Origin of the sequence: Leifsonia sp. 21MFCrub1.1 (assembly GCF_900107895.1) — a bacterium.
Lineage (GTDB): Bacteria > Actinomycetota > Actinomycetes > Actinomycetales > Microbacteriaceae > Leifsonia > Leifsonia soli.
Window position 1 is genome coordinate 3517265 of record NZ_LT629867.1, and the last position, 21044, is coordinate 3538308.

Here is a 21044-nt window from a genome sequence, read left to right on the forward strand (position 1 = left end):
CATCCCATGACCCGCAGCATCCGCAGGAAGAGCGCCGTCGCCGGCGTCCTGCTCGCAGCCGTGACGCTGGCCGTCACCGCCTGCTCCGGCAACACGGCAGTGCCCGGCAGCGACGCGAGCTCCACCGCGTCCGGGGACTCCGTCCTCGCCGGCGCCCCCGTCGCCAAGGCCGACCTGATCCTCTCCGGCTCGACCATGGAGAAGATCAAGAAGCGCGGAAAGCTCATCGTCGCCGAGGCGCTCGACGCTCCGCTGCTCTCGCAGCAGGACCCGACCGACCCACAGAAGGTCAACGGCTTCGACGCCGAGCTGGCGAAGCTGCTCGCGATCTACATCATCGGCAAGCCGAACGTGGAGATCGTGCCGCCCGCCTCCGAGACCCGCGAGGCGATGCTGCAGAACGACACCGTCGACGTCGTCTTCAACACGTACACGATCACCGAGGAGCGCGCCAAGCAGGTCGACTTCGCCGGTCCGTACTTCGAGTCCGGCCTGTCCGTCGCCGTGAAGAGCGACAACAAGGACATCAAGAGCTACAAGGACCTCGACGGCAAGAACGTGATCGTCGGCGCCAACACGCCGGCCGTCACCGAGGTGCCGAAGATCGCCCCGAAGGCGACCGTCACCGCGTTCGGCACCGACCCCGCCGCCGTGCAGGCGCTCATCCAGGGCCGCGGCGACGCCTACGTGCAGGACTACACCCTGCTCGCGAGCGACGCCGCCAGCGAGAAGCAGATCAAGGTCGTCGGCCAGCCCTTCACGAAGGAGCCGTACGGCATCGGGCTGAAGCACGGCGACGACGACTTCAAGAAGTTCGTCAACGAGTGGCTGAAGACCATCCAGAAGGACGGCCAGTGGGGCACGGCGTGGAAGACCACGCTCGGCACCGTGACCGACTCGGACATCCCGACGCCGCCGGAGATCGGGTCGGTTCCCGGCTCCTGATCCGACCGCACCAGACCGGCCGGATGCGCGTGAGAGGCACCCACACAGGCCCGCGCGCATCCGGCCCCCCACCTCCCGACCACCACTCCCCCGACCACCACTCCCCCGACCACTCGACGAGAGAACGATGAACCCCCTGATCGACAACCTCGGGCCTCTGGCCCAGGCACTCGGCACCACACTGCTGATGGCCGTGGTGGCCGGCGTCGGCTCCATCGTGCTCGGCGTGCTGGTCACGATCGCCCGCGTCAGCCCCATCCCCGTGCTGCGCGCCGCCGCGTTCCTCTACGTGCAGTTCTTCATCAACGTCCCTCTGCTGGCGCTGCTGCTCCTCGCGGTGTTCGCCCTCCCGGACGCCGGCATCCTGCTGCCCCTGACGCCGACCGCGATCATCGTGCTCACCGTCTACGAGGCCGCCTACGTCGCCGAGGCCGTGCGGTCGGGCGTCAACACCGTCCCCGTCGGCCAGGTCGAAGCCTCCCGGGCGCTGGGCCTCACCCTCTGGCAGTCGCTGCGCTTCGTGGTGATCCCCCAGGCGCTGCGGGCCGTCGTGCAGCCGATCGGCAACGTCATGATCGCGCTCGCCATGAACACGGCCCTGGCCGCGGCCGTCGGCGTCGTCGAGCTCACCGCCGAGGTCAACAAGGTGAATCTCGTCGCGGCCCAGCCCATCCTGATCTTCTCCAGCGCCGGACTCCTCTACATGGCCATCGCCCTCGCCATCGGCCTCGCCGCCGGCTGGGTCGAGCGGAAGGTGGCGATCGCCCGATGACCGCACAGCTCATCCCCGACCGGCCGGCTCCCCCCCGCGCCCGCCGTCCGAAGCGCCGCCACGATGCCGCCTTCATCTACGACGTGCCCGGCCCGCGCGGCCGCCGGAACATCCTCGTCGGGTCGATCGTCAGCGTCGCGATCTTCGCCGTCATCGTCGGCCTGGGCCTCTGGCAGTTCGCCGCGCACGGCCAGCTCGCCCCGGAGCGCTGGGCGCCGTTCACCGAGTGGGCCATCTGGCAGTACCTGCTGGTCGGACTGCTCGGGACACTGGAGGCGGCGGCGATCGTCGCCGTCCTGGGTGCTGCGCTCGGCATCCTGCTGGCCCTCGGCCGGGTCAGCAGGATGCGCTGGGTGCGCTTCGTGTGCGGCCTCTACATCGAGATCGCCCGCACCGTCCCGGTGCTGCTGGTCATCTACCTCATGCTGTTCGGGCTTCCGCAGATCGGCGTCAACCTCCCGACGCTGTGGAAGCTGGTCGTTCCGCTCACCATCGCGAACGCCGCGGTCTTCGCCGAGATCATCCGCGCCGGCATCCTCAGCCTGCCGCGCGGGCAGCGCGAGGCGGCCCTCAGCCTCGGGATGCGCCCGGTGCAGGCGATGACGTACGTCGTGCTCCCCCAGGCGGTGCGCAATGTCACGCCGTCGCTGGTGACGCAGTTCGTCAGCCTCCTCAAGGACACCTCGCTCGGCTACATCGTCGCCTTCACCGAGCTGCTGTACCGCGGCCAGGTGCTCGCCTCCTATCTGCACCTCCTCATCCCCACCTATGTGGCGGTGACGGTGATCTACCTGATCGTCAACGGCAGCCTCTCGGCGTTCGCGTCGCGGCTGCAGCGCGGATCGCGGCGCCGCTCGTCACCGCAGCCGGTCCTTCCCACGCTTCCCGCCGTCGTCGCCGTCGAGCACATCGACGACGGCACCGATTCCTCGAAAGCCGACCATGTCTGACGCCCCCACCGTCTCCGTCCGCACCGCCTCCGCCGAGCTGGCCGAGCTCGCCGTCGTCCGGCGTTCCGGGCTCATCGAGAGCCGGCACTTCGGCAGCCTGGTGGCGCTCGACCCGGCCGGCCGGCCCCTCATCGAGCTGGGCGACCCGGATGCCGTCGTGCTGCCCCGGAGCACGGTGAAGCCGCTGCAGGCGCTCGGCTGCCTGACCGCCGGCGCTCCGCTCGCCGGCCCGGAGCTGGCCATCGCGGCGGGCAGCCACACCGGCGAGGACGAGCACGTCCGGCTGGTCCGGGAGCTGCTGGCCCGCGCCGGCGTGGACGACGCGGCGCTCGGCTGCCCGGTCGACCGGCCGGAGGACGAGGCGACCTTCGAGCGGATGCTGCGCGACGGCGACGGGCGCTCGCGCGTGCGGATGAACTGCTCCGGCAAGCACGCCGCGATGCTGCTCGCCGCGGCGACGAACGGCTGGCCGACCGAGGGCTACCTCGACCCGGAGCACCCGCTCCAGCAGCACATCCGCGTCACGATGGCCGAACTGACCGGTGTGCCGGTGGGGCACGACGCGATCGACGGCTGCGGCGCGCCCCTCTTCGGCACGAGCGTCCGCGGGATCGCGCGCGCGTTCGGCCGCCTGGTGCAGGCCGCGCCGGGCACGCCGGAGCGGGCCGTCGCGGACGCGATGCGGGAGCACCCCTATTACGTCGGCGGTTCCGGCCACCAGAACACGACGCTCATGGAGACCGTCCCGGGCGCGCTCGCCAAGGGCGGCGCCGAGGGCGTGATCGGCGTCGCGGCCGCGGACGGAACGGCCGTCGCCATGAAGATCGTGGACGGCAGCCCCCGTGCGACGACGCTCATCGCGCTCCGTGTGCTCGAGGCCCTCGGGACCCCGATCGCGGACGCGCGCGCCCTGACGGACCTCCCCGTGCTCGGCGGCGGCGCGCCGGTCGGCGCGATCGAGCTCGGCGCGGACCTGACGTCCGCGCTGGAGCGCCTCGCGTGACCGTCGTCGAGATCTGCCTCGACGACCTCGCCGGCGTGCGCGTGGCGGAGGAGGCCGGCGCCGACCGGATCGAACTGTGCGCGGCTCTGGGCGAAGGCGGGATCACGCCGTCCATCGGCACCGTCGCCGGGGCGCTCCGCGCGGCGACGCGGATCGGCATCCAGGTGCTCATCCGTCAGCGGCCGGGCGACTTCGTGTACGACGACGACGAGCTGCAGGCGATGGTGGACGACATCCACTCGATCCGTGCGCTGCCGAATCCATCGGGGGTCGTGGTCGGCTTCGTGATCGGAGCGCTGCGCAGCGACGGCCGGGTGAACGTGGATGCGACCAGGCGCCTGGTGGCCGCGTGCGGCGATGCGCCGGTGACCTTCCACAAGGCGTTCGACCAGGTCGCCGACCGGCGGGAAGCCCTCCGGCAGCTCGCCGACCTCGGTGTGGCACGGGTGCTGACGTCCGCTGGAGCGGCCACGGCGCTCGACGGCGCCGACGGGCTCGCGGAGCTCGTCGACCTCGCCGGCGACCGCGTGACGATCCTGGCCGGGGGCGGCGTCCGGCCGGCCAACGTGGTGGAGGTCGTGCGGCGGACCGGCGTCGGCGAGGTGCACCTGCGCGCCCCGCACACGGTGGCGACCGCCGGGGCCGGTGCTCCGACGGCGTACGACCCGGGCGAGCGCGATGTCACGTCGGGCGAGGTGGCCCGGGCGGTCGTCGACGCGGTCCGCGAGGCGACCAGCGAGCAGTCCGCATGAGCGGCCTCCCGGTCGTCCTGGCCGTCGACCTGGGCGGGACCGCGATGAAGGGCGCCGTCGTCAGTGAAGACGGCGCCACCATGACCGAGTCGACCCTCGCGACGCCGTCCGACGGCATCCTCGCCGCGCTCGTCGAGCTGCTCGGCGACCTGCGCCGCACGGCCGCGGACGACGGCCACGATGTCGTCGGCGCGGGCGTCGCCACCCCCGGGATGCTCGACGAGCAGCGCGGCCTGGTGCACTACGCGTCCAACCTCGGCTGGCGCGACGTGCCCCTCCTCGACATCCTGCGCTCGGAGCTGCACCTGCCGGTCGCGGTCGGACACGACGTGCGCGCCGCCGGGCTGGCAGAGCGCAGCAGCGGCGCCGCCCGCGGCTTCGGCGACTTCGCCCTCGTCCCGATCGGCACCGGGGTCGCCGCCGCGCTCGTCTCGTCCGGCGGTGCCGTCACCGGTGCGACCGGAGCGGCAGGCGAGTTCGGCCACATCCCGGTCATCCCGGGCGGCGAGCCGTGCACCTGCGGCCAGCGGGGCTGCCTCGAGGTCTACATGTCCGGCGCCGGGGTCGCCCGGCGTTACCACGCAGCGGGCGGGGAGGCGGTCAGCACCCGCCGCATCGTCGAGCGTCTCGGGGACGACCCGCTCGCCGACCGCGTGTGGTCGGAAGCGTTGGACGTGCTCGCGCAGGGTCTCAACATCCTGACCCTGCTGCTCGACCCCGGGCTGATCGTGCTCGGCGGCGGAGTCTCGCACGCGGGCGACGCGCTGTTCGCGCCGCTGGGCGAGCGGATGTCCGCCGGACTGGCCTGGCGGGAGCGTCCGCCGGTCGTCCGCAGCTCCCTCGGCGGAGACGCCGGCCGCGCGGGTGCCGCCCTGCTCGCGTTCGACGCCGCCCGCACCTGACCTGGTTGACGCGACACGCCGTCCGGGGGCGCCGGCCGACGGCGTGTCGTGCCAAGTCGATGCGCATTGAGTTGTGCGCAATTGAATTGCGTGCAATGATTGCCGCATGCCGGTGACCGATGAGATGGTGTGCTTCTCGCTCTACGCCGCCACGCGTGCCACAACGCAGGCGTACCGTACGCTCCTCGAGCCGTGGGGGCTCACCTACCCGCAGTACCTCGTCCTCATCACCCTCTGGGTCGAGGGCGAGCAGACGGTCGGGACGCTCGGCGACCACCTGCAGCTCGACTCCGGGACGCTGTCCCCGCTGCTGCGGCGGATGGAGCAGTCCGGCCTCGTCCGGCGCGAGCGCCGCCCCGGCGACGAGCGGGTGGTGACGGTCACGCTCGGCGACCGCGGCCGAGAGCTGCGCTCCGAGCTCGCCCACATCCCCGCCCGGATCGCGGCAGGCACCGGCCTCCCGGACCAGCAGGCGGCCGGCGCCCTCATCGACACCCTCCACCGGCTCACGGAGACCATGCACGCTGCGGCGCAGCCGCCGGTCCCCGCGGACAACCGAACACCCTCCGAAAGGCACTGATGAACGTCCTCTACACCGCAGAAGCCCTGTCGACCGGCGCGGGCCGCGACGGCCGCGTCGCCACCAGCGACGGCACCTTCGCCCTCGACCTCGCCGTTCCGAAGGAGATGGGCGGCTCGGGAGCAGGCACCAACCCCGAGCAGCTTTTCGCCGCCGGATACGCGGCGTGCTTCCACTCGGCGCTGCAGGCGGTGGCCCGCGGCCAGAAGGTGAAGCTCGACGGCTCGTCGGTCGGAGGCCGCGTCGAGATCGGCCCGAACGGCGAGGGCGGCTACCAGCTCGCCGTGCTGCTCGAGGTCGTCCTCCCGGGGATCGAGGCCGAGCAGGCGCAGGCCCTCGCGGACGCGGCGCACCAGGTGTGCCCGTACTCCAACGCCACGCGCGGCAACATCGACGTCACCATCACGGTCTCGGAGGACTGAGCCGTGACCGACACCACGATGCGCGCTCTGGTCCACCACGAGTTCGGCGACCCGGCCGAGGTGCTCGCGGTCGAAGACCGCCCCCTCCCCCAGCCGGGCGCCGGCGAAGTCCGTGTGCGGATGCTGCTCTCGCCCATCCACAACCACGACCTGTGGACGGTGCGCGGCACGTACGGCTTCAAGCCCGGGCTTCCCGCTCAGGCCGGCACCGAGGCGCTGGGCGTCGTGGATGCGGTCGGCGAGGGCGTCGAGCAGCTCACGGTCGGCCAGCGGGTCGTCACCGGCGGCACGTTCGGCGTCTGGGCCGAGTACTTCGTCACCCGCGCGGCCGGGCTCATCCCCGTCCCCGACGGTCTCCCCGACGAGTCCGCCGCCCAGCTGGTGTCGATGCCGTTCAGCGCGATCAGCCTGCTCGAGTCGCTCGGTCTGAGCGAGGGCGACTGGCTCATCCAGAACGCGGCGAACGGCGCGGTCGGCCGGATGGTCGCCCAGCTCGGCGCCGCACGCGGGCTCAACGTCGTCGGCCTCGTCCGCCGGTCCGCCGGCGTGGAGGAGCTGCGCGCCCAGGGCATCGAGCGGGTCGTCGCCACCGACGGCGCGGACTGGCGCGACCGGCTCGCCGAGATCACCGGAGGCGCCCCGATCACCGCGGGCGTCGACTCCGTCGGCGGTTCGGCGGCGGGAGATGTGCTCTCCACGCTCGCCGAGAACGGCACCCTCGTCGTGTTCGGCGCCATGGCGTCCCCGACGCTCGAGCTGGCGTCCGGCGACATCATCTTCAAGCAGGTCACCGTCAAGGGATTCTGGGGAAGCGTCGTCAGCCGCGAGATGCCGGCCGACCAGCGCGGCCGGCTGTTCCAGGAGCTGTTCGCCCGCCTGCAGGACGGCACGCTGACCCTGCCGGTCGCCGGCATCCACGGCCTGGACGACATCGCCGGGGCCGTGGCCGCGAGCGGCGAGGCCGGACGCGTCGGCAAGGTGCTGCTGCGTCCGTGACCTGGGCCGCGACCGGGTCCGGGGTGGGCACCGCCCGATAGCCTGGGCACATGCTCACCCCGCCGGTCACGCCCAAGAAGCCCGTCGAACGCATCCACCACGGCGACGTCTACGTCGACGACTACGAGTGGCTGCGCGAGAAGGACGATCAGGCCGTCATCGCGCACCTCCACGAGGAGAACGCGTACACCAACGCCCGCACCGAGCACCTCGCGCTGCTGCGCGAGCAGATCTTCGACGAGATCAAGGCGCGCACCCGCGAGACCGATCTGAGCGTTCCCGTCCGCGAGGGCGACTGGTGGTATTACACCCGCACGGTCGAGGGCAAGCAGTACGGCATCCACTGCCGTGCCCCCATCGCGTCGGCCGACGACTGGGTGCCGCCGACGCTCGACGAGGCGGCCCAGCGCAACGGCCTTCCGGGCGAGCAGATCCTGCTCGACGACAACGCGGAGGCCGAGGGCCACGACTTCTACGCGCTCGGCAGCTTCGATGTGAGCGCCGACGGGACGCGCCTGCTCTGGGCCGTCGACACCGAGGGCGACGAGCGCTACACGCTCCGCGTCCGCTCCCTCATCGACGACGGCGCGACCTTCCCCGACGAGATCGAGGGAACCGCGGGCGGCGCGCTCTTCGACCAGACCGGCGCCTACATCTTCTACACGACGGTCGACGAGTCCTGGCGCCCCGACACCGTCTGGCGGCACCGGGTCGGCGACGCACCGGACGCCGGTGACACGCAGGTCTTCCACGAGCCGGACGAGCGCTACTGGATCGGCGTCGGCCTCACCCGGAGCAGGCGGTTCCTCGTCATCGAGGCAGGGTCGAACATCACCAGCGAGGCCTGGCTGCTGCGCTCGGACGACCCGACCGGCGAGTTCCGCGTGGTCTGGCCCCGGAAGGAGGGCGTCGAGTACGACGTCGAGCACGCCATCGTCGGCGGACACGACCGCCTCCTCATCGTGCACAACGACGGCGCGATCAACTTCGAGCTCGTCAGCGTCTCGGCGGACGACCCGCAGGGACCCCGCCGGGTCCTCCTCGCCCACGATCCGGCCGTGCGCATCGAGGGCGTGGATGCGTTCCGCGACTTCGTCAGCGTCGAGTACCGCCGCGAGGGGATGACGCGGGTCGCCGTCGCCTGCGTGCCCGACCCGCAGAGCGGGAAGCCGGCCGACGACACTCCGCACGAGCTGCACTTCGACGAGGAGCTCTTCACCGTCGGCGTCGGCGGCAACCCGGAGTGGACCCAGCCCTTCCTGCGCCTCGGCTACGGCAGCTTCGTCACCCCGTCGACCGTGTACGACTACGACGTGCGCACCGGGGAGCTCGCGCTCCGCAAACAGCAGCCGGTGCTCGGAACGTTCGACGCCTCGCTCTTCGAGCAGCGCCGGGAGTGGGCGACCGCGCCGGACGGCGCGCGCGTGCCGATCTCGCTCGTGTACCGCCGCGACCTGGTGACGCCCGGCGAGCCGGCTCCGCTGGTGCTGTACGGCTACGGGTCGTACGAGGCCAGCATGGACCCGTCGTTCAGCATCCCGCGCCTCAGCCTGCTCGACCGCGGCGTCGTTTTCGCCATCGCGCACGTGCGCGGGGGCGGCGAGCTGGGCCGGCTCTGGTACGAGAACGGCAAGAAGCTGCACAAGAAGAACACCTTCACCGACTTCATCGCGGCCGCCCGCCACCTGGTCGACCGGGGATGGACGGAGCCGTCGCGCCTGGCCGCCCAGGGCGGCAGCGCCGGAGGGCTGCTCATGGGCGCCGTGGCGAACCTGGCGCCGCGCGACTTCGCCGGCATCCTCGCCGAGGTGCCGTTCGTCGATCCGCTGACCAGCATCCTCGACCCGTCCCTCCCGCTCACCGTGATCGAGTGGGACGAGTGGGGCGACCCGCTGCACGACCCCGAGGTCTACGACTACATGAAGTCGTACTCGCCGCTCGAGAACGTGCACGCGACGCACTACCCGCGCATCCTCGCGATCACGAGCCTCAACGACACCCGGGTGCTCTACGTCGAGCCGGCGAAGTGGGTGGCGAAGCTGCGCGAAGCGGATGCGGACCCGCTGCTCAAGATCGAGATGGCGGCCGGTCACGGCGGGGTTTCCGGGCGGTACGCCGCCTGGCGCGAGCGGGCGTTCGCCCTCGCGTGGCTCCTCGACGTCGTCGGGGCGCATCCGTCGGGCGAGTGACGGTACGACGGGAGATGCCGTGAAGATCGATCTGAAGAAGGAGCTGGGCCTCTACGCCCCGCGGCGCGGACGCTTCGAGCTGGTGACCGTGCCGCCCCTCCGCTACCTGATGATCGACGGCCACGGGGATCCCAACACGTCGGAGCAGTATCGCGACGCGCTGCAGACGATCTTCCCGCTCGCCTACGCGCTGAAGTTCCTCAGCAAGAGAGAGCTCGACCGCGACTACACGGTCATGCCGTTGGAGGCGCTGTGGTGGGCCGAGGACATGGCGTCCTTCACCACGGCACGGGACAAATCGCAGTGGGACTGGACCGCGCTGAACCTCATCCCCGACTGGATCACCGACGACCACGTCGAGCAGGCACACGTAGCGGTGAGGAGTCGCGGCGGCGCCCCGGCGCTGGGCGCGCTGCGCGTGGAGACCCTGGACGAGGGGCTGTGCGTGCAGACCCTGCACGTCGGCTCCTACGACGACGAGGCGCCGGTGCTGGCGGAGCTGCACGATGTGTTCATCCCGGAATCGGGGCTCACGATGACCGGCCGCCACCACGAGATCTACCTGAGCGACGCCCGGCGGACCGCGCCGGAGAGGCTGCGGACCATCCTGCGGCAGCCGGTCACGCGGGCCGCGGTGTAGGCGCGCTCGATCGGAGGACGCGGCCGGCCGCCGCCTGGCTCAGCCCAGGTCGTCGGGGTCCTTGCCGGTGCGCTCCCCGGACTCCAGCGTGGCGATGGCGGCCAGATCGTCCGCGTCCAGCTCGAAGCCGAAGACGTCGATGTTCGACCGGATGCGCTCCGGCGATGTCGACTTCGGGATGACCACGTTGCCCAGCTGCAGCTGCCACCGGATCACCACCTGCGCCGGGGTCACCCCGTGCTTCGCGGCGAGCGCATCCAGTGTCGGGTCGCCGAGCACGCGCCCGCGCGCCAGCGGCGACCACGCCTCGGTCACGATCCCGTGCGCCGCGTCGTACGCCCGCACCTCGGCCTGCGGCAGCCAGGGGTGCAGCTCCACCTGGTTCACCGCGGGCACCGTGTCGGTCTCCCGCGCCAGCCGGTCGAGGTGGTGCGTGTGGAAGTTCGCCACCCCGATCGAGCGGGCGCGGCCCTCCGCGCGCACGCGCTCCAAGGCCCGCCACGTCTCCACATACCGGTCGCTGCGCGGGGCAGGCCAGTGGATGAGGAAGAGGTCGATCGTGTCGAAGCCGAGCCGCTCGAGACTGGCGTCGAACGACCGCAGAGTCGAGTCGTACCCGTTGTCCGTCCACCACACCTTGCTGGTGACGAACACGTCGGACCGGTCGAGCCCGCTCCTCCGCACCCCCTCCCCGACACCGCGCTCGTTCTCGTAGAACGCTGCCGTGTCGATGTGGCGGTAGCCCGCCTCCAGCGCCGTCACCACCGCCTCCGCCGTCTCGGCCTCCGGGATCTTGTAGACGCCGAAGCCCAGCTGCGGGATGGTGTTGCCGTCGTTGAGAGTCAGCTGCGGGATGCTCGCCATGGGTTCATTCTGCCGTGCCCTCGGCGTACAGGTGTGGGGACGGAAGGGGACAAGCAACATGGCACTGACGAACAAGACGATCGCGTTCCTGGTGGGTCCGGAGGGCATCGAGCAGGCCGAGCTGGTGCAACCGTGGAAGGCGGTGACCGATGCCGGCGGCACCCCTCAGCTGGTGTCGAAGGAGGAGGGCGAGGTGCAGGCCTTCAATCACCTGACCCCGGCCGACACCTTCCCCGTGGATGTGACCCTCGCCTCGGCGAGCGCCGACCAGTTCGACGCCCTCGTGCTCCCCGGCGGTGTCGCCAACGGCGACCAGGTCCGGACGTTTCCCGAGGCGGTGTCGCTGGTGAAGGACTTCGCGGCGGCCGGCAAGCCCATCGCGGTGATCTGCCACGGCGGCTGGGTGCTGATCGAAGCGGGCGTCGTGGGCGGCCGGACGCTGACCAGCTGGCCGAGCCTGCAGACCGATTACCGCAACGCGGGAGCAACCTGGGTCGACCAGGAGGTCGTGGTCGACGACGGACCGTTCACGCTCGTCTCGTCGCGCAAGCCCGACGACCTCGACGCGTTCGACCGCGAGCTCGTGAAGGCCTTCGAGTAGAGACCGTGAACGTTCCCTGGCAATGGCCTCCAAGCCGGTTGCGATCGGCGGGAGGCCGCGGGAACGTAGGCGACTCCTGGACCATCGATAGGAAGGAGAGCACATGCTCACCCTCACCGAGAACGCCAGCACCATCGTGAAGACGCTGACCGACCAGTCCCCGGACGAGTCCGCGGGTCTGCGCATCAGCAGCAGCAACCCCGACGCCACGGCGTTCGCCGCCGCGGTCACCCCGGAGCCGGAGGCTTCGGACCAGGTGGTCGAGTCGGGCGGGGCCCGCATCTTCCTCGAGACGCAGGCAGCCGAGGTCCTCGACGACAAGGTGCTCGACGCCCAGGTCGACGACCAGGGCGCCGTCAGCTTCGCGATCGGAGTCTCCGCGTAGCCGGAGCACGATCGACGAGAGGCCCGGAGTCGCATGACTCCGGGCCTCTCGTGCGTCCCGGCGCTTCCATCGTCGCCCCCGGCCGCCGCTACGGCGAGGGCTCCTCCGCGCGGGCGGCATCCTGCGTCTCGACCGGGCCGGTCGGTGGCGCGAGCTCGTCGGCGACGATGGGATGCGGCGCCGTGCGGTCGTCGGGGAGGCCCCATAGCGCCTCGCCTTTGCCCGCATCCAGCAGGAACTCCACCGCGAGCGTCCACAGCGGCACGATCTTCATGGGCGGGATGTCCTCCTCGCCCGGGAAGTGCGCGGCGAAGTGGACCTCCGGCTCCCCGCGGAGCGGCTCGGCCGCCGCGACCAGCCCGTAGTAGCTCTCGTCGTCGATGACGCGCCAGCGTCCCGTCCGCCCGTGCTCGGGCTCCAGCCGCACCGTGTACCCGCCGTAGGAGAAGTCGGGCCCGGGAGGCAGGGAGGCGCGCTCGTCTTTCGTCATGCTCCCGTTCTACGGCGTCGGAAACCGCGGGACAACTCGTTCACATGCCTAGCAAAAGGGTGTAGGACGTCCCTCTCGGCTGCGACCCCTGCACGGTTCGGTCTAGCCGCACGCCTCGGCACCGGTGTCAACGAGAGTGACCCGGTGCCGCGGCGGTTGTTCACTGGTGGCTGGCGTGCGGACCGCCTCAACCCCACTCGGCGGTCCGCGCGCCACCCCTACGGTGCTGCGACCTCTTCTGCCACGCCGGGCGCGCCCTGCTGGTCGGCCTCGGCCTCCGCGTCGTCGCCGCGGAACTGCGTCATGTACAGGTCGTAGTAGGCGCCGCGCCGTTCGAGGAGGGTCGCGTGGTCGCCCTGCTCCACGATCCGGCCGTGCTCCATCACGAGGATGGTGTGCGCGTCGCGGATGGTGGACAGGCGGTGTGCGATGACGAACGAGGTCCGGTCGGTGCGCAGCGCCGCCATCGCGTGCTGCACGAGCAGCTCGGTCCGGGTGTCGACCGACGACGTCGCCTCGTCGAGGATGAGCAGCGACGGGTTGGCGATGAACGCCCGGGCGATGGTGATGAGCTGGCGCTCACCGGCCGAGACGTTGCCGCCCTCCGCGTCGATGACCGTGTCGTAGCCGTCGGGCAGCTGACGGACGAAGCGGTCGACCATGGTGGCCTTCGCCGCCTCGATCACCTCGTCGTCGGTCGCCTCGAGGCGCCCGTACCGGATGTTCTCTCGGATCGTGCCGGAGAACAGCCACGCGTCCTGCAGCACCATCCCGACCTGGCCGCGGAGTTCGTCCCGCGACAGCTGGGTGGTGTCGATGCCGTCGAGCCGGATGGTGCCGCTGTTCAGCTCGTAGAACCGCATGATCAGGTTGACGAGGGTGGTCTTGCCCGCCCCGGTCGGACCGACGATCGCGACGGTGCTGCCCGGCTGCACGCTGAGCGACAGGTCTTGGATGAGCGGCGTCGTCGGGTCGTACGAGAAGTCGACCTTGTCGAGCTCCACCCGGCCGTCGGCACGCTCCGGGAGGTGCTGGGTCGGCGTCTCGGGCAGCTGCTCCTCCGAGTCGAGGAACTCGAACGTGCGCTCGGCCGAAGCCACACCCGACTGCAGCATGTTGGCCATGCCCGCGATCTGCCCGATCGGCTGCGAGAACTCCCGGGAGTACTGGATGAACGCGGTGGCGTCGCCGATGGTCAGCTGGCCGGCGGCGACCTTGAGTCCGCCGACGACCGCGATGAGCACGTAGGAGAGGTAGGAGACGAAGTTCATCGCCGGCATGATGCTGCCGGAGACGAACTGGGCGCCCACCTGCGCCTTGTGCAGCTTCGCGTTGCGGGCGTCGAACTCTGCCAGCATGACCTCGTCGCGACCGAAGGCGCGCACCAGGTCGAGACCGGAGTACGACTCCTCGATGTGGCCGTTGAGCGCGCCGGTGGAGGCCCACTGCGCGGTGAACAGCTTCTGCGAGCGCGACCCGATCACACCGGCGATCACGCCGGAGAGCGGGATGGAGATGAGCGCGATCAGGGCGAGCTGCCACGACACGATGAACATCATGATCCCGATGCCGATCACCATCAGCACAGACTGGATCAGCTGCGAGAACGCCTGCTGCAGGGCCGTCTGGATGTTGTCGACGTCGTTGGTCACGCGCGACATGAGGTCGCCGCGCTGCCGGGTGTCGAAGTAGCTGAGCGGCAGCCGGTTGAGCTTCGCCTCCACGTCCTTGCGCAGCCCGTAGACCACCCGCATCACGAGCGCGTTCAGCAGGTAGCCCTGCCACCACTGCAGCAGGGAGGCGACCAGGTACATCCCGAGCACGATGAGCAGGAGGCGTCCGAGCTCCGTGAAGTCGATGCCCTCGCCTGTGGTCACGCCCGAGCCGGCGATCACGTCGGCCAGCTGACCCTGCCCGCTGGCGCGCAGCTGCTGGATCACCTGGTCCACGGGAACGCCCGGGGGCAGCTGCGACGAGATCACGCCCCGGAAGATGACGTTGGTGGCATCGCCGAGGATCTTCGGCGCGATGACGACGAGCACGACCGACACCACCGTGAGCAGGGTGACCCAGGCCATCCCGAGCCACTCCGGCTTGAGGAGGCCCATGAGCCGCTTGAACGACGGCCAGAAGTTCTCGGCCTTCTTCGCCGGCGCTCCGCCGAACATGTCGCCGTCGGCCTCGGTCGGCGTGAAGTCGTACTCCTCCTCGAGCTCGTCGAGGACGATGTCCTTCGCCGTCGGGTTCTGCCCCTCGTCGGGGCGTCCGCCGCGCTTCTTGCGGTCTGTGGTCCGTGCCATCTCAGGCCACCTCCAGGCTCAGCTGCGACTCGACGATCTGGCGGTACGTCTCGTTGGTCTCCAGCAGGTCGTCGTGGGTGCCGCGTCCTACCACCCGTCCGTCGTCCATGACGATGATCGTGTCGGCTTCGCGGATCGTGGAGACGCGCTGCGCGACGACGATCATCGCGGCGTCCCCGATGGATTCGGCGAGCGCGCGCCGGAGGCGGGCGTCGGTCGCGACGTCGAGGGCCGAGAACGAGTCGTCGAAGAGGTACACCTTGGGCTGCGCGACGAGCGCGCGGGCGATGCAGAGCCGCTGGCGCTGGCCGCCGGAGACGTTGGTGCCGCCCTGGGAGATCCGCTCGTCCAGGCCGTGCTCCTTGGCGCGCACGAAGTCCTCCGCCTGGGCGACGCGCAGCGCCTCCCAGAGCTCGTCGTCGGTCGCATCCGGACGCCCGAAGCGCAGGTTGGATGCGATCGTGCCGGAGAAGAGGTACGGCCGCTGGGGCACGAGCCCGAGCACCCCGGCGATCTGCGTGCGGGTGAGCGCGTCGACGGCGACGCCGCCGATGCGGACGTGCCCGCTCTGCGGGGTGAACAGGTTGGCGATGACCGAGACCAGCGTGGTCTTTCCGGAGCCGGTCGATCCGACGATCGCGGTGACCTTGCCCGGCTCGGCCGTGAACGTGACGTCACTGAGCACGGGCTTCTCGGCGCCCGGGTAGCCGAAGGTGACATCCTGCACCTCGACCCGGCCGTCCGCCGGGACCTCGGCGGCGTCGACGGCCGCCTGCGCCGTGCTGGGCTTCGCGCTGAGCACCTCTTCGATGCGCTCGGCGCAGACCATGGCGCGCGGGATCATCATGGCCATGAAGACGCCCATCATGACGGCGACGAGGATCTGCAGGAGGTACTGGAGGAAGGCGGTCAGCGCGCCGATCTGGATGTCTCCGGCGTCGACGCGGTGACCTCCGAACCAGAGCACCGCCACGGTCGCCGCGTTGAGGATGAGCATGATGATCGGGAACATCAGCACGAACACGTTGCCGACCTTGACCGAGATGCGGGTGAGGGCGGCGTTGGCGTCGTCGTACCGTTTGGTCTCGAAGCGTTCGCGGACGAAGGCGCGGATGACGCGGATGCCGACGATCTGCTCGCGGATGACGCCGTTCACGCCGTCGATGCGCTCCTGCATGATGCGGAACATCGGCAGAAGCAGCGACACGAGGACGCCGACCACGACGAACAGCACAGCGACGGACACCCAGATCAGCCAGGACAGGCCGGCGTCGACCTGCACCGCGAAGATGATGCCGGCGATGCACATGATCGGGGTGGAGACCATGAAGTTGAACGTCATCAGCAGGAGCATCTGCACCTGCTGCACGTCGTTCGTGTTGCGGGTGATGAGGGTCGGCATGCCCCAGCGGGCGAGGTCGAGCGAGGGCAGCGCATCCACCGTGCGGTAGAAGGTGCGCCGGATGTCTTTGCCGGCGGACATCGAGGCGCGCGCGCCGAAGTAGGTGGCCGTCACGGCGGCGAGCACCTGGATGAAGCAGACGACCAGCATCATGCCGCCGGTGCGCCAAATGAAGTCGGTGTCGCCGGTGACGACGCCCTTGTCGATGATCTGGGCGTTGAGGGTCGGTAGGTAGAGGGCGGCCATGGTCGCGACGAGCTGAAGGACCACGACCGCGGTCACCGCGCGCCAGTAGGGGCGCACGAAGCGGAGTGAGAGACGAAGCAGAGTCACAGTGATTCCCGGGTGTGCTGTGTGTGGATGTGGTGGCGGAGCAGCCCCGCCACGAACGAGGCTAACGGCGATTGCGGACGATGAGCGGCCTCAATTGCGAGGCCGTCCGGCGACCGCGATGCGGACGGTCGCCCTCGGACCGCGTCAGGCGGCCGTGTAGTGGAGGTGGAGGACGCCGTTGTCGTAGGCGTCGTGGTGACGCAGCCGCAGCTTAGCGGGAGCGCTTCCTTCCGGGAACAGGCGTGCGCCCGTTCCGCGGATCACCGGGTAGACGAACAAATGGAGGGAGTCGACGAGTCCGTCCGCCAGCAGCGCACGCACCAGCGAGCCGGAGCCGCTGATGTAGACGCCGCCGCTGTACTCGTCGGCGAAGGCGCGGATGCGCCCAGCGTCGTATGCCCCGAGCGACCGCGAGTTGCGCCAGGTGCGCTCCGCCGCCTGGTCGTCGAGCGTGGAGCTCACGACGCCCTTCGGGCTGTCGTTGAAGAAGGGCGCACCCGGATCGTCCGCTGCGGTGCGAGCAGACCAGGCGGGCGCGAACATCTCGAACGTGCGCCGGCCGAGGAGGATCGCGTCCGACGCCCGCGTGATACGGCCGATGTCGTCGCCCATCTCGGGATCGAACCCGAACTCGGACGTCCAGCTCGGATCCTCGAACACGCCGTCCAGCGACACGAACTCGTGCACTGCGATCGCGCCCATCAGACTCCCCTTTCCCCCGGAACAGCATAGGGGGCGACGCCTGTTTGCGGAACGGTCCGCGGCGCACCCGATCATCGGTTTCGACGGTGATGGGGGGCGATGTGGCGGGACAGTTCCCGTACTCCCCGCCACATCGCCTGAAGGGGTCCGACCCGTTCGCCCGAACCCTTCACACATGAAGACGCGAGCTGTCCCGAATTCGTGACGCGGGATCGCGGAATCGGTGTGCCTCTATTCGAGGCGGGTTGGGCCCAGGTCCGGAGCGATGGCAGGGCCTAGGTCAGGGCGGAGGGCCGAGGGCCGAGGCTCAGGCCACGGGGCCGAGCACCTCGAGCAAGCCGCCGTCCGTGACGGCCGAGAGCGATAGGACCTTGTAGCCCTCCTCGTCGAAGAACACGGTGAGGCGGTCTGCGTCGGTGTGCATCACGACGCCAGGGCCCCACGTCTCGTGCCGAACCCGTGCGGCCAGCGGGAACGCCTCCTCGCGGCTGGCGTCGTGCTCCTCCGCCCAGCGCTTCGCACTGCCGGACGAGCAGGTGTCGCAGTTGCCGCACGGCTCGGGCAGCTCCTCGCCGAAGTAGCCGAGGAGGAACTGCCTGCGGCACATTCCGGTCTCGGCATATTCCTGCATGAGCTGCGCCCTGGAGTGCTCGATGCGCTGCCGGGATGCGGCTTCGGCGACCGCCTTCGCTGCGGCCGTGCCGGGGTCGAGGCGTTCCGCGCGCAGGTCGTCGTCGCTCCCGGATAGCACACCGGCATCCCGCAGCAGGCCCAGCAGGCGGCCGAGGGACCGCACGCTGATCTCGACGCGTTCCGCGAGCTCGACCCGGGTGATGCCCGGTTCGCGGGCGATGGCCTCGAAGACGCGCGCGAGCTCGTCGGCGTCCGGGCCGCCGCCGGAGAAGAACCGGGTGAGAGCGAAGTCCTCCGGGCGGTAGTGGAGGGTGACCAGCGCCGGCCGGCCGTCGCGCCCGGCGCGTCCCGCCTCCTGGTAGTAGCTGTCGAGGGAGTCGGTCACCGAGGCGTGCACGACCGAGCGCACGTCGTGCTTGTCGATGCCCATGCCGAAGGCGCTGGTCGCGGTGACCACGCGGGCGCGGCCGTCCATGAAGCGCTCGTAGACGTCCTCGCGCTCGGCGCGACGCAGGCCCGCATGATATGCCGCTGCCGGAATGCCGGCCTCTAGGAGCTCTTCGGCGTACTGCTCGGCGTCCGTGCGGGTCGAGACGTAGACCAGTCCGGAGCCCTCCGACCGGCGCACCTGCGCGACGACGGCCGCGCGCTTCGCCGCATCCTCCTCGTGGCGCACGACCTCCAGCCGCAGGTTCGGCCGGTCGAAGCCGGTCGCGACCAACCGAGGGCGGCGGAGGCCGAGCCGTTCGCCGATCTCCGTGCGCACGGGCGGTGCTCCCGTCGCGGTCATCGCGACGACCGGTGGATGCCCCAGCTCGTCGATGACGCCGCCGAGCAGCAGGTAGTCGGGCCGGAAGTCGTGACCCCAGGAGGACACGCAGTGCGCCTCGTCCACCGCGAACAGCGAGACGTCGATGCCGCGGAGCCGCTCCCGCACCTCCGGGTTCGCGAGCTGCTCGGGAGCGAGGAAGGCGAAGCCCGCCTCCCCCGACGTCAGCGCCTCCCAGTCGCGCTCGCGCTCACGCTGCCCGGCGGAGGAGTTGATGGCGACCGCGCGCGGAACCCCCGTCGCCTCGCTGAGCGAACGCACCTGATCCTCCTGCAGGGAGATCAGCGGAGACACGACGATCGTCACGCCGTCGAGGATGGTGCCGGTCACCTGATACAGCGACGACTTCCCGTAACCGGTCGGCATCACGGCGAGCACATCGCCCCCGTCGAGGAGCACCTCCATGGCCTCCGCCAAGCGCGGGCGCAGCTGCTCCCAGCCGAAGGACTCCCGGGCGACTTCCTGAATGCGCGACACAGCAGAAACGGTATCCGGTCGCGGTCACCGGGTGTACCCGGGATCCCTGCTACTGGACCGACCACCCGCCGTCGCTCGGCAGCACGGCGCCATTGATGTTGACGCCGTCGTCGCTGAGCAGGAACGTGATCGACGCCGCCAGCTGCTCGGCCGTCGCGATGGTGGGGATCTGCTGCTGGAACGGGGTGAGACGGGCGGTCCCCGCCTCCGACGGGTGCGCAGGCATCGGGATGCCGGTGGCCACTCCCCCCGGAGCGACGGCGTTGACGCGGATGCCCTGCGGACCGTACATGAACGCGGTGCTGCGGGTGAGGCCGACGACGCCGTGCTTGGAAACGGTGTATGCGGTGCCGGAGGCGTTCCCGCGGAGACCGGCCTCCGAGGCCACGTTCACGATCGAGCCGGCGCCGGCCTGCAGCATCGCGGGGAGCACGGCGCGGGTCAGCTTGAACCCGCCGGTCAGGTTGATGCCGATGGTTCGCTCCCACACGGCGTCGGAGGTCTCGTGCGCCGGCGAGAAGTCGTCGTTGACCCCGGCGATGTTGGCCAGCGCGTCGATGCGGTCGCCGGCGGCGGCGACGATGGCGTCGATGTCGTCCTGCTTCGTGATGTCGCCGACCACGGTGGTCACCGTGCCGGCGGGGAATCCGGCGGCGAGGTCGTCCAGACGCTCCGCGGAGATGTCCACCGCGATCACCCGTCCGCCTTCCCTGGCGATGCGGGAGGCGGTCGCCCTACCGATGCCCGACGCTGCGCCGGTGACGATCACCGTGCGGCCGTCGAAGCGGCCGGGGGTGACCTTCTCGACCCAACCGGTCTCCACGTCCTCCGGCATGACGCCGCCGTTGGCCTGCAGCACCAGATCGTCGACGACGGACTGCGGCAGCTGGCCCTGGCTGAGCGCCACCAACTGCTGGAGCGGCAGGCCGCGCACCGGCGCGAGCATCTCCTCGCCGACTCCCGCCTGAGCGAGGAGCCCCTGGATGAGCGGAGCGCCCTCCGGGTGATCCAGCCATTCGCCGATGGTGCTGTGCGCCGTCAGCGGCTTCGATTCGGTCATCGTCGTCCCTTCCTCGTCGGAGTGTGAGCTGATTATGACACGGAGTGCCAGAAAAGATGCTGCCAGCGGTTCTCCGCATCCGCTTCATGTCGGGGCTTGCCACGGCGGCGACCGGGCGTAACGGTGGGAGCACACGATCCATCCGTCGGAGGAGGCCACCATGGAGACCGTGCTCGCCGTGCTGGAGCGCGACGATGTCGCCTTCGAGATCGAGTTCGAGCGCACAAGCGAGCCGCCCTTCGAGCTGCATCTGCCCTCGCACATCGGGGGCGCCGCCGTGATGGATGTGTTCGACCTCTGCGATGCGACGCTCTGGCCGGAGCTGATCCGCTACCGCTTCTCCGAGTGCGTACCGGTCGTCATCGGCTCCGACGACGACTTCTGACGACGGACGAGCGCCGGCCTGCTGCGTTCCCGGCGGCCCGGCCGCTGGCTATGCTGTGCGCCATGAGCACGAAGAGCCGCCAAGGGCCGCACCACGAGGAGACGCTCCAGCTGGGTGACAAACGGGGACTCTGGGGGGCGTTCGCCGGACTCATCACCGCGGTGCTGATCGCGTATCCGCTGTCGGCCTGCATCGCGTTCGCGACACATCCCACGACGCAGAAGCTGTTCGGCGGGCGCCTGGAGTCGGCATCGGCGTCGGGCTACGCGGCCTTCTGGTGGGTGCTCGCTCTCGGATGTCTGGCTCTGCCGTTCCTCGTCGGGTTCGGGATCGCGCGCCTGTCCGCCCGGGCGGTCGTCACCATCGGCGGGATCGTCGTCCTCTTCATCATCGCCGTGGTCGTGCTGGGGCAGATGTTCGCCTTCTGACGCC

The 21044-nt window shown here is 70.5% G+C and carries 22 protein-coding genes; 15 read left to right on the top strand and 7 right to left on the bottom strand.

The genetic code is table 11. The features are described 5' to 3' along the window. Positions 1-6 precede the first annotated feature (6 nt). The 11 genes from BLW09_RS16560 (at position 7) to BLW09_RS16610 (ending at position 10151) form a co-directional block, all read left to right on the top strand. A complete protein-coding gene (locus BLW09_RS16560) occupies positions 7-945 on the top strand; it encodes a glutamate ABC transporter substrate-binding protein (RefSeq protein ID WP_089915271.1) in 939 nt (312 codons plus the stop codon). 127 nt (positions 946-1072) lie between these two features. After that, the gene (locus BLW09_RS16565; RefSeq protein WP_089915274.1) at positions 1073-1717 is read left to right on the top strand and encodes an amino acid ABC transporter permease; all 645 of its coding nucleotides are present in this window, start codon (positions 1073-1075) and stop codon (positions 1715-1717) included. Beyond that, positions 1714-2667, top strand: coding sequence for an amino acid ABC transporter permease (locus BLW09_RS16570; protein WP_089915277.1), 954 nt, complete (start codon positions 1714-1716; stop codon positions 2665-2667). The genes BLW09_RS16565 and BLW09_RS16570 overlap by 4 nt, the downstream gene beginning before the upstream one ends. Then, positions 2660-3670: an asparaginase gene (locus BLW09_RS16575; protein WP_089915280.1), complete on the top strand. Its 1011-nt coding sequence runs from the start codon at positions 2660-2662 to the stop codon at positions 3668-3670. The genes BLW09_RS16570 and BLW09_RS16575 overlap by 8 nt, the downstream gene beginning before the upstream one ends. Continuing rightward, the gene (locus tag BLW09_RS16580) at positions 3667-4422 is read left to right on the top strand and encodes a copper homeostasis protein CutC (protein ID WP_089915283.1); all 756 of its coding nucleotides are present in this window, start codon (positions 3667-3669) and stop codon (positions 4420-4422) included. The genes BLW09_RS16575 and BLW09_RS16580 overlap by 4 nt, the downstream gene beginning before the upstream one ends. Beyond that, positions 4419-5324: an ROK family protein gene (locus tag BLW09_RS16585; RefSeq protein ID WP_089915288.1), complete on the top strand. Its 906-nt coding sequence runs from the start codon at positions 4419-4421 to the stop codon at positions 5322-5324. The genes BLW09_RS16580 and BLW09_RS16585 overlap by 4 nt, the downstream gene beginning before the upstream one ends. 106 nt (positions 5325-5430) lie before the next feature. After that, positions 5431-5904, top strand: a complete 474-nt coding sequence (locus BLW09_RS16590) for a MarR family winged helix-turn-helix transcriptional regulator (protein WP_231946914.1) — start codon at positions 5431-5433, stop codon at positions 5902-5904. Beyond that, a complete protein-coding gene (locus BLW09_RS16595) occupies positions 5904-6326 on the top strand; it encodes an organic hydroperoxide resistance protein (protein ID WP_089915291.1) in 423 nt (140 codons plus the stop codon). The genes BLW09_RS16590 and BLW09_RS16595 overlap by 1 nt, the downstream gene beginning before the upstream one ends. Before the next feature lie 18 nt (positions 6327-6344). Next, positions 6345-7322, top strand: a complete 978-nt coding sequence (locus BLW09_RS16600) for a zinc-binding dehydrogenase (protein WP_172824358.1) — start codon at positions 6345-6347, stop codon at positions 7320-7322. A gap of 50 nt (positions 7323-7372) precedes the next feature. Further along, complete coding sequence (locus BLW09_RS16605) at positions 7373-9511, top strand: S9 family peptidase (RefSeq protein ID WP_089915297.1); 2139 nt, start codon at positions 7373-7375, stop codon at positions 9509-9511. Between the two features lie 19 nt (positions 9512-9530). After that, positions 9531-10151 carry a GyrI-like domain-containing protein gene (locus BLW09_RS16610; RefSeq protein WP_089915300.1) on the top strand — a complete coding sequence of 207 codons (621 nt, stop codon included), beginning with the start codon at positions 9531-9533 and terminating at the stop codon, positions 10149-10151. Between the two features lie 39 nt (positions 10152-10190). Here the strand turns inward: BLW09_RS16610 and BLW09_RS16615 are convergent, their stop codons facing one another. Beyond that, entirely contained in the window at positions 10191-11015 is an 825-nt protein-coding gene (locus BLW09_RS16615; protein WP_089915302.1) for an aldo/keto reductase, read from the bottom strand. 58 nt (positions 11016-11073) lie between these two features. On the opposite strand from BLW09_RS16615, the gene BLW09_RS16620 reads away from it, so the two are divergent. Next, positions 11074-11616, top strand: a complete 543-nt coding sequence (locus tag BLW09_RS16620) for a type 1 glutamine amidotransferase domain-containing protein (RefSeq protein ID WP_089915305.1) — start codon at positions 11074-11076, stop codon at positions 11614-11616. Between the two features lie 103 nt (positions 11617-11719). Further along, positions 11720-12001, top strand: a complete 282-nt coding sequence (locus BLW09_RS16625; RefSeq protein WP_089915309.1) for a Fe-S cluster assembly protein HesB — start codon at positions 11720-11722, stop codon at positions 11999-12001. Positions 12002-12089: 88 nt separating this feature from the next. On the opposite strand, the gene BLW09_RS16630 is transcribed toward BLW09_RS16625, so the two are convergent. The 6 genes from BLW09_RS16630 to BLW09_RS16655 form a co-directional block, all read right to left on the bottom strand. After that, positions 12090-12491 (bottom strand): hypothetical protein, encoded by a 402-nt coding sequence (locus BLW09_RS16630; protein ID WP_089915312.1) that lies wholly within the window; start codon positions 12489-12491, stop codon positions 12090-12092. Between the two features lie 218 nt (positions 12492-12709). Beyond that, positions 12710-14791, bottom strand: coding sequence for an ABC transporter ATP-binding protein (locus tag BLW09_RS16635; protein ID WP_157696990.1), 2082 nt, complete (start codon positions 14789-14791; stop codon positions 12710-12712). A gap of 1 nt (position 14792) precedes the next feature. Continuing rightward, positions 14793-16526 (bottom strand): ABC transporter ATP-binding protein, encoded by a 1734-nt coding sequence (locus BLW09_RS16640; protein ID WP_089915315.1) that lies wholly within the window; start codon positions 16524-16526, stop codon positions 14793-14795. Between the two features lie 144 nt (positions 16527-16670). After that, on the bottom strand, positions 16671-17228 hold the full coding sequence (locus BLW09_RS16645) for a dihydrofolate reductase family protein (protein ID WP_089915317.1): 558 nt from the start codon (positions 17226-17228) through the stop codon (positions 16671-16673). Between the two features lie 307 nt (positions 17229-17535). Then, on the bottom strand, positions 17536-19167 hold the full coding sequence (locus BLW09_RS16650; protein WP_089915320.1) for a RecQ family ATP-dependent DNA helicase: 1632 nt from the start codon (positions 19165-19167) through the stop codon (positions 17536-17538). A 49-nt stretch (positions 19168-19216) separates the two neighbouring features. Next, entirely contained in the window at positions 19217-20227 is a 1011-nt protein-coding gene (locus tag BLW09_RS16655) for an SDR family NAD(P)-dependent oxidoreductase (RefSeq protein ID WP_089915323.1), read from the bottom strand. 160 nt (positions 20228-20387) lie between these two features. Between BLW09_RS16655 and BLW09_RS16660 the strand changes: the two genes are divergently transcribed. After that, positions 20388-20612 (top strand): hypothetical protein, encoded by a 225-nt coding sequence (locus BLW09_RS16660; RefSeq protein WP_089915326.1) that lies wholly within the window; start codon positions 20388-20390, stop codon positions 20610-20612. Positions 20613-20674: 62 nt separating this feature from the next. Further along, on the top strand, positions 20675-21040 hold the full coding sequence (locus BLW09_RS16665; RefSeq protein WP_089915329.1) for a hypothetical protein: 366 nt from the start codon (positions 20675-20677) through the stop codon (positions 21038-21040). Positions 21041-21044 lie beyond the last annotated feature (4 nt).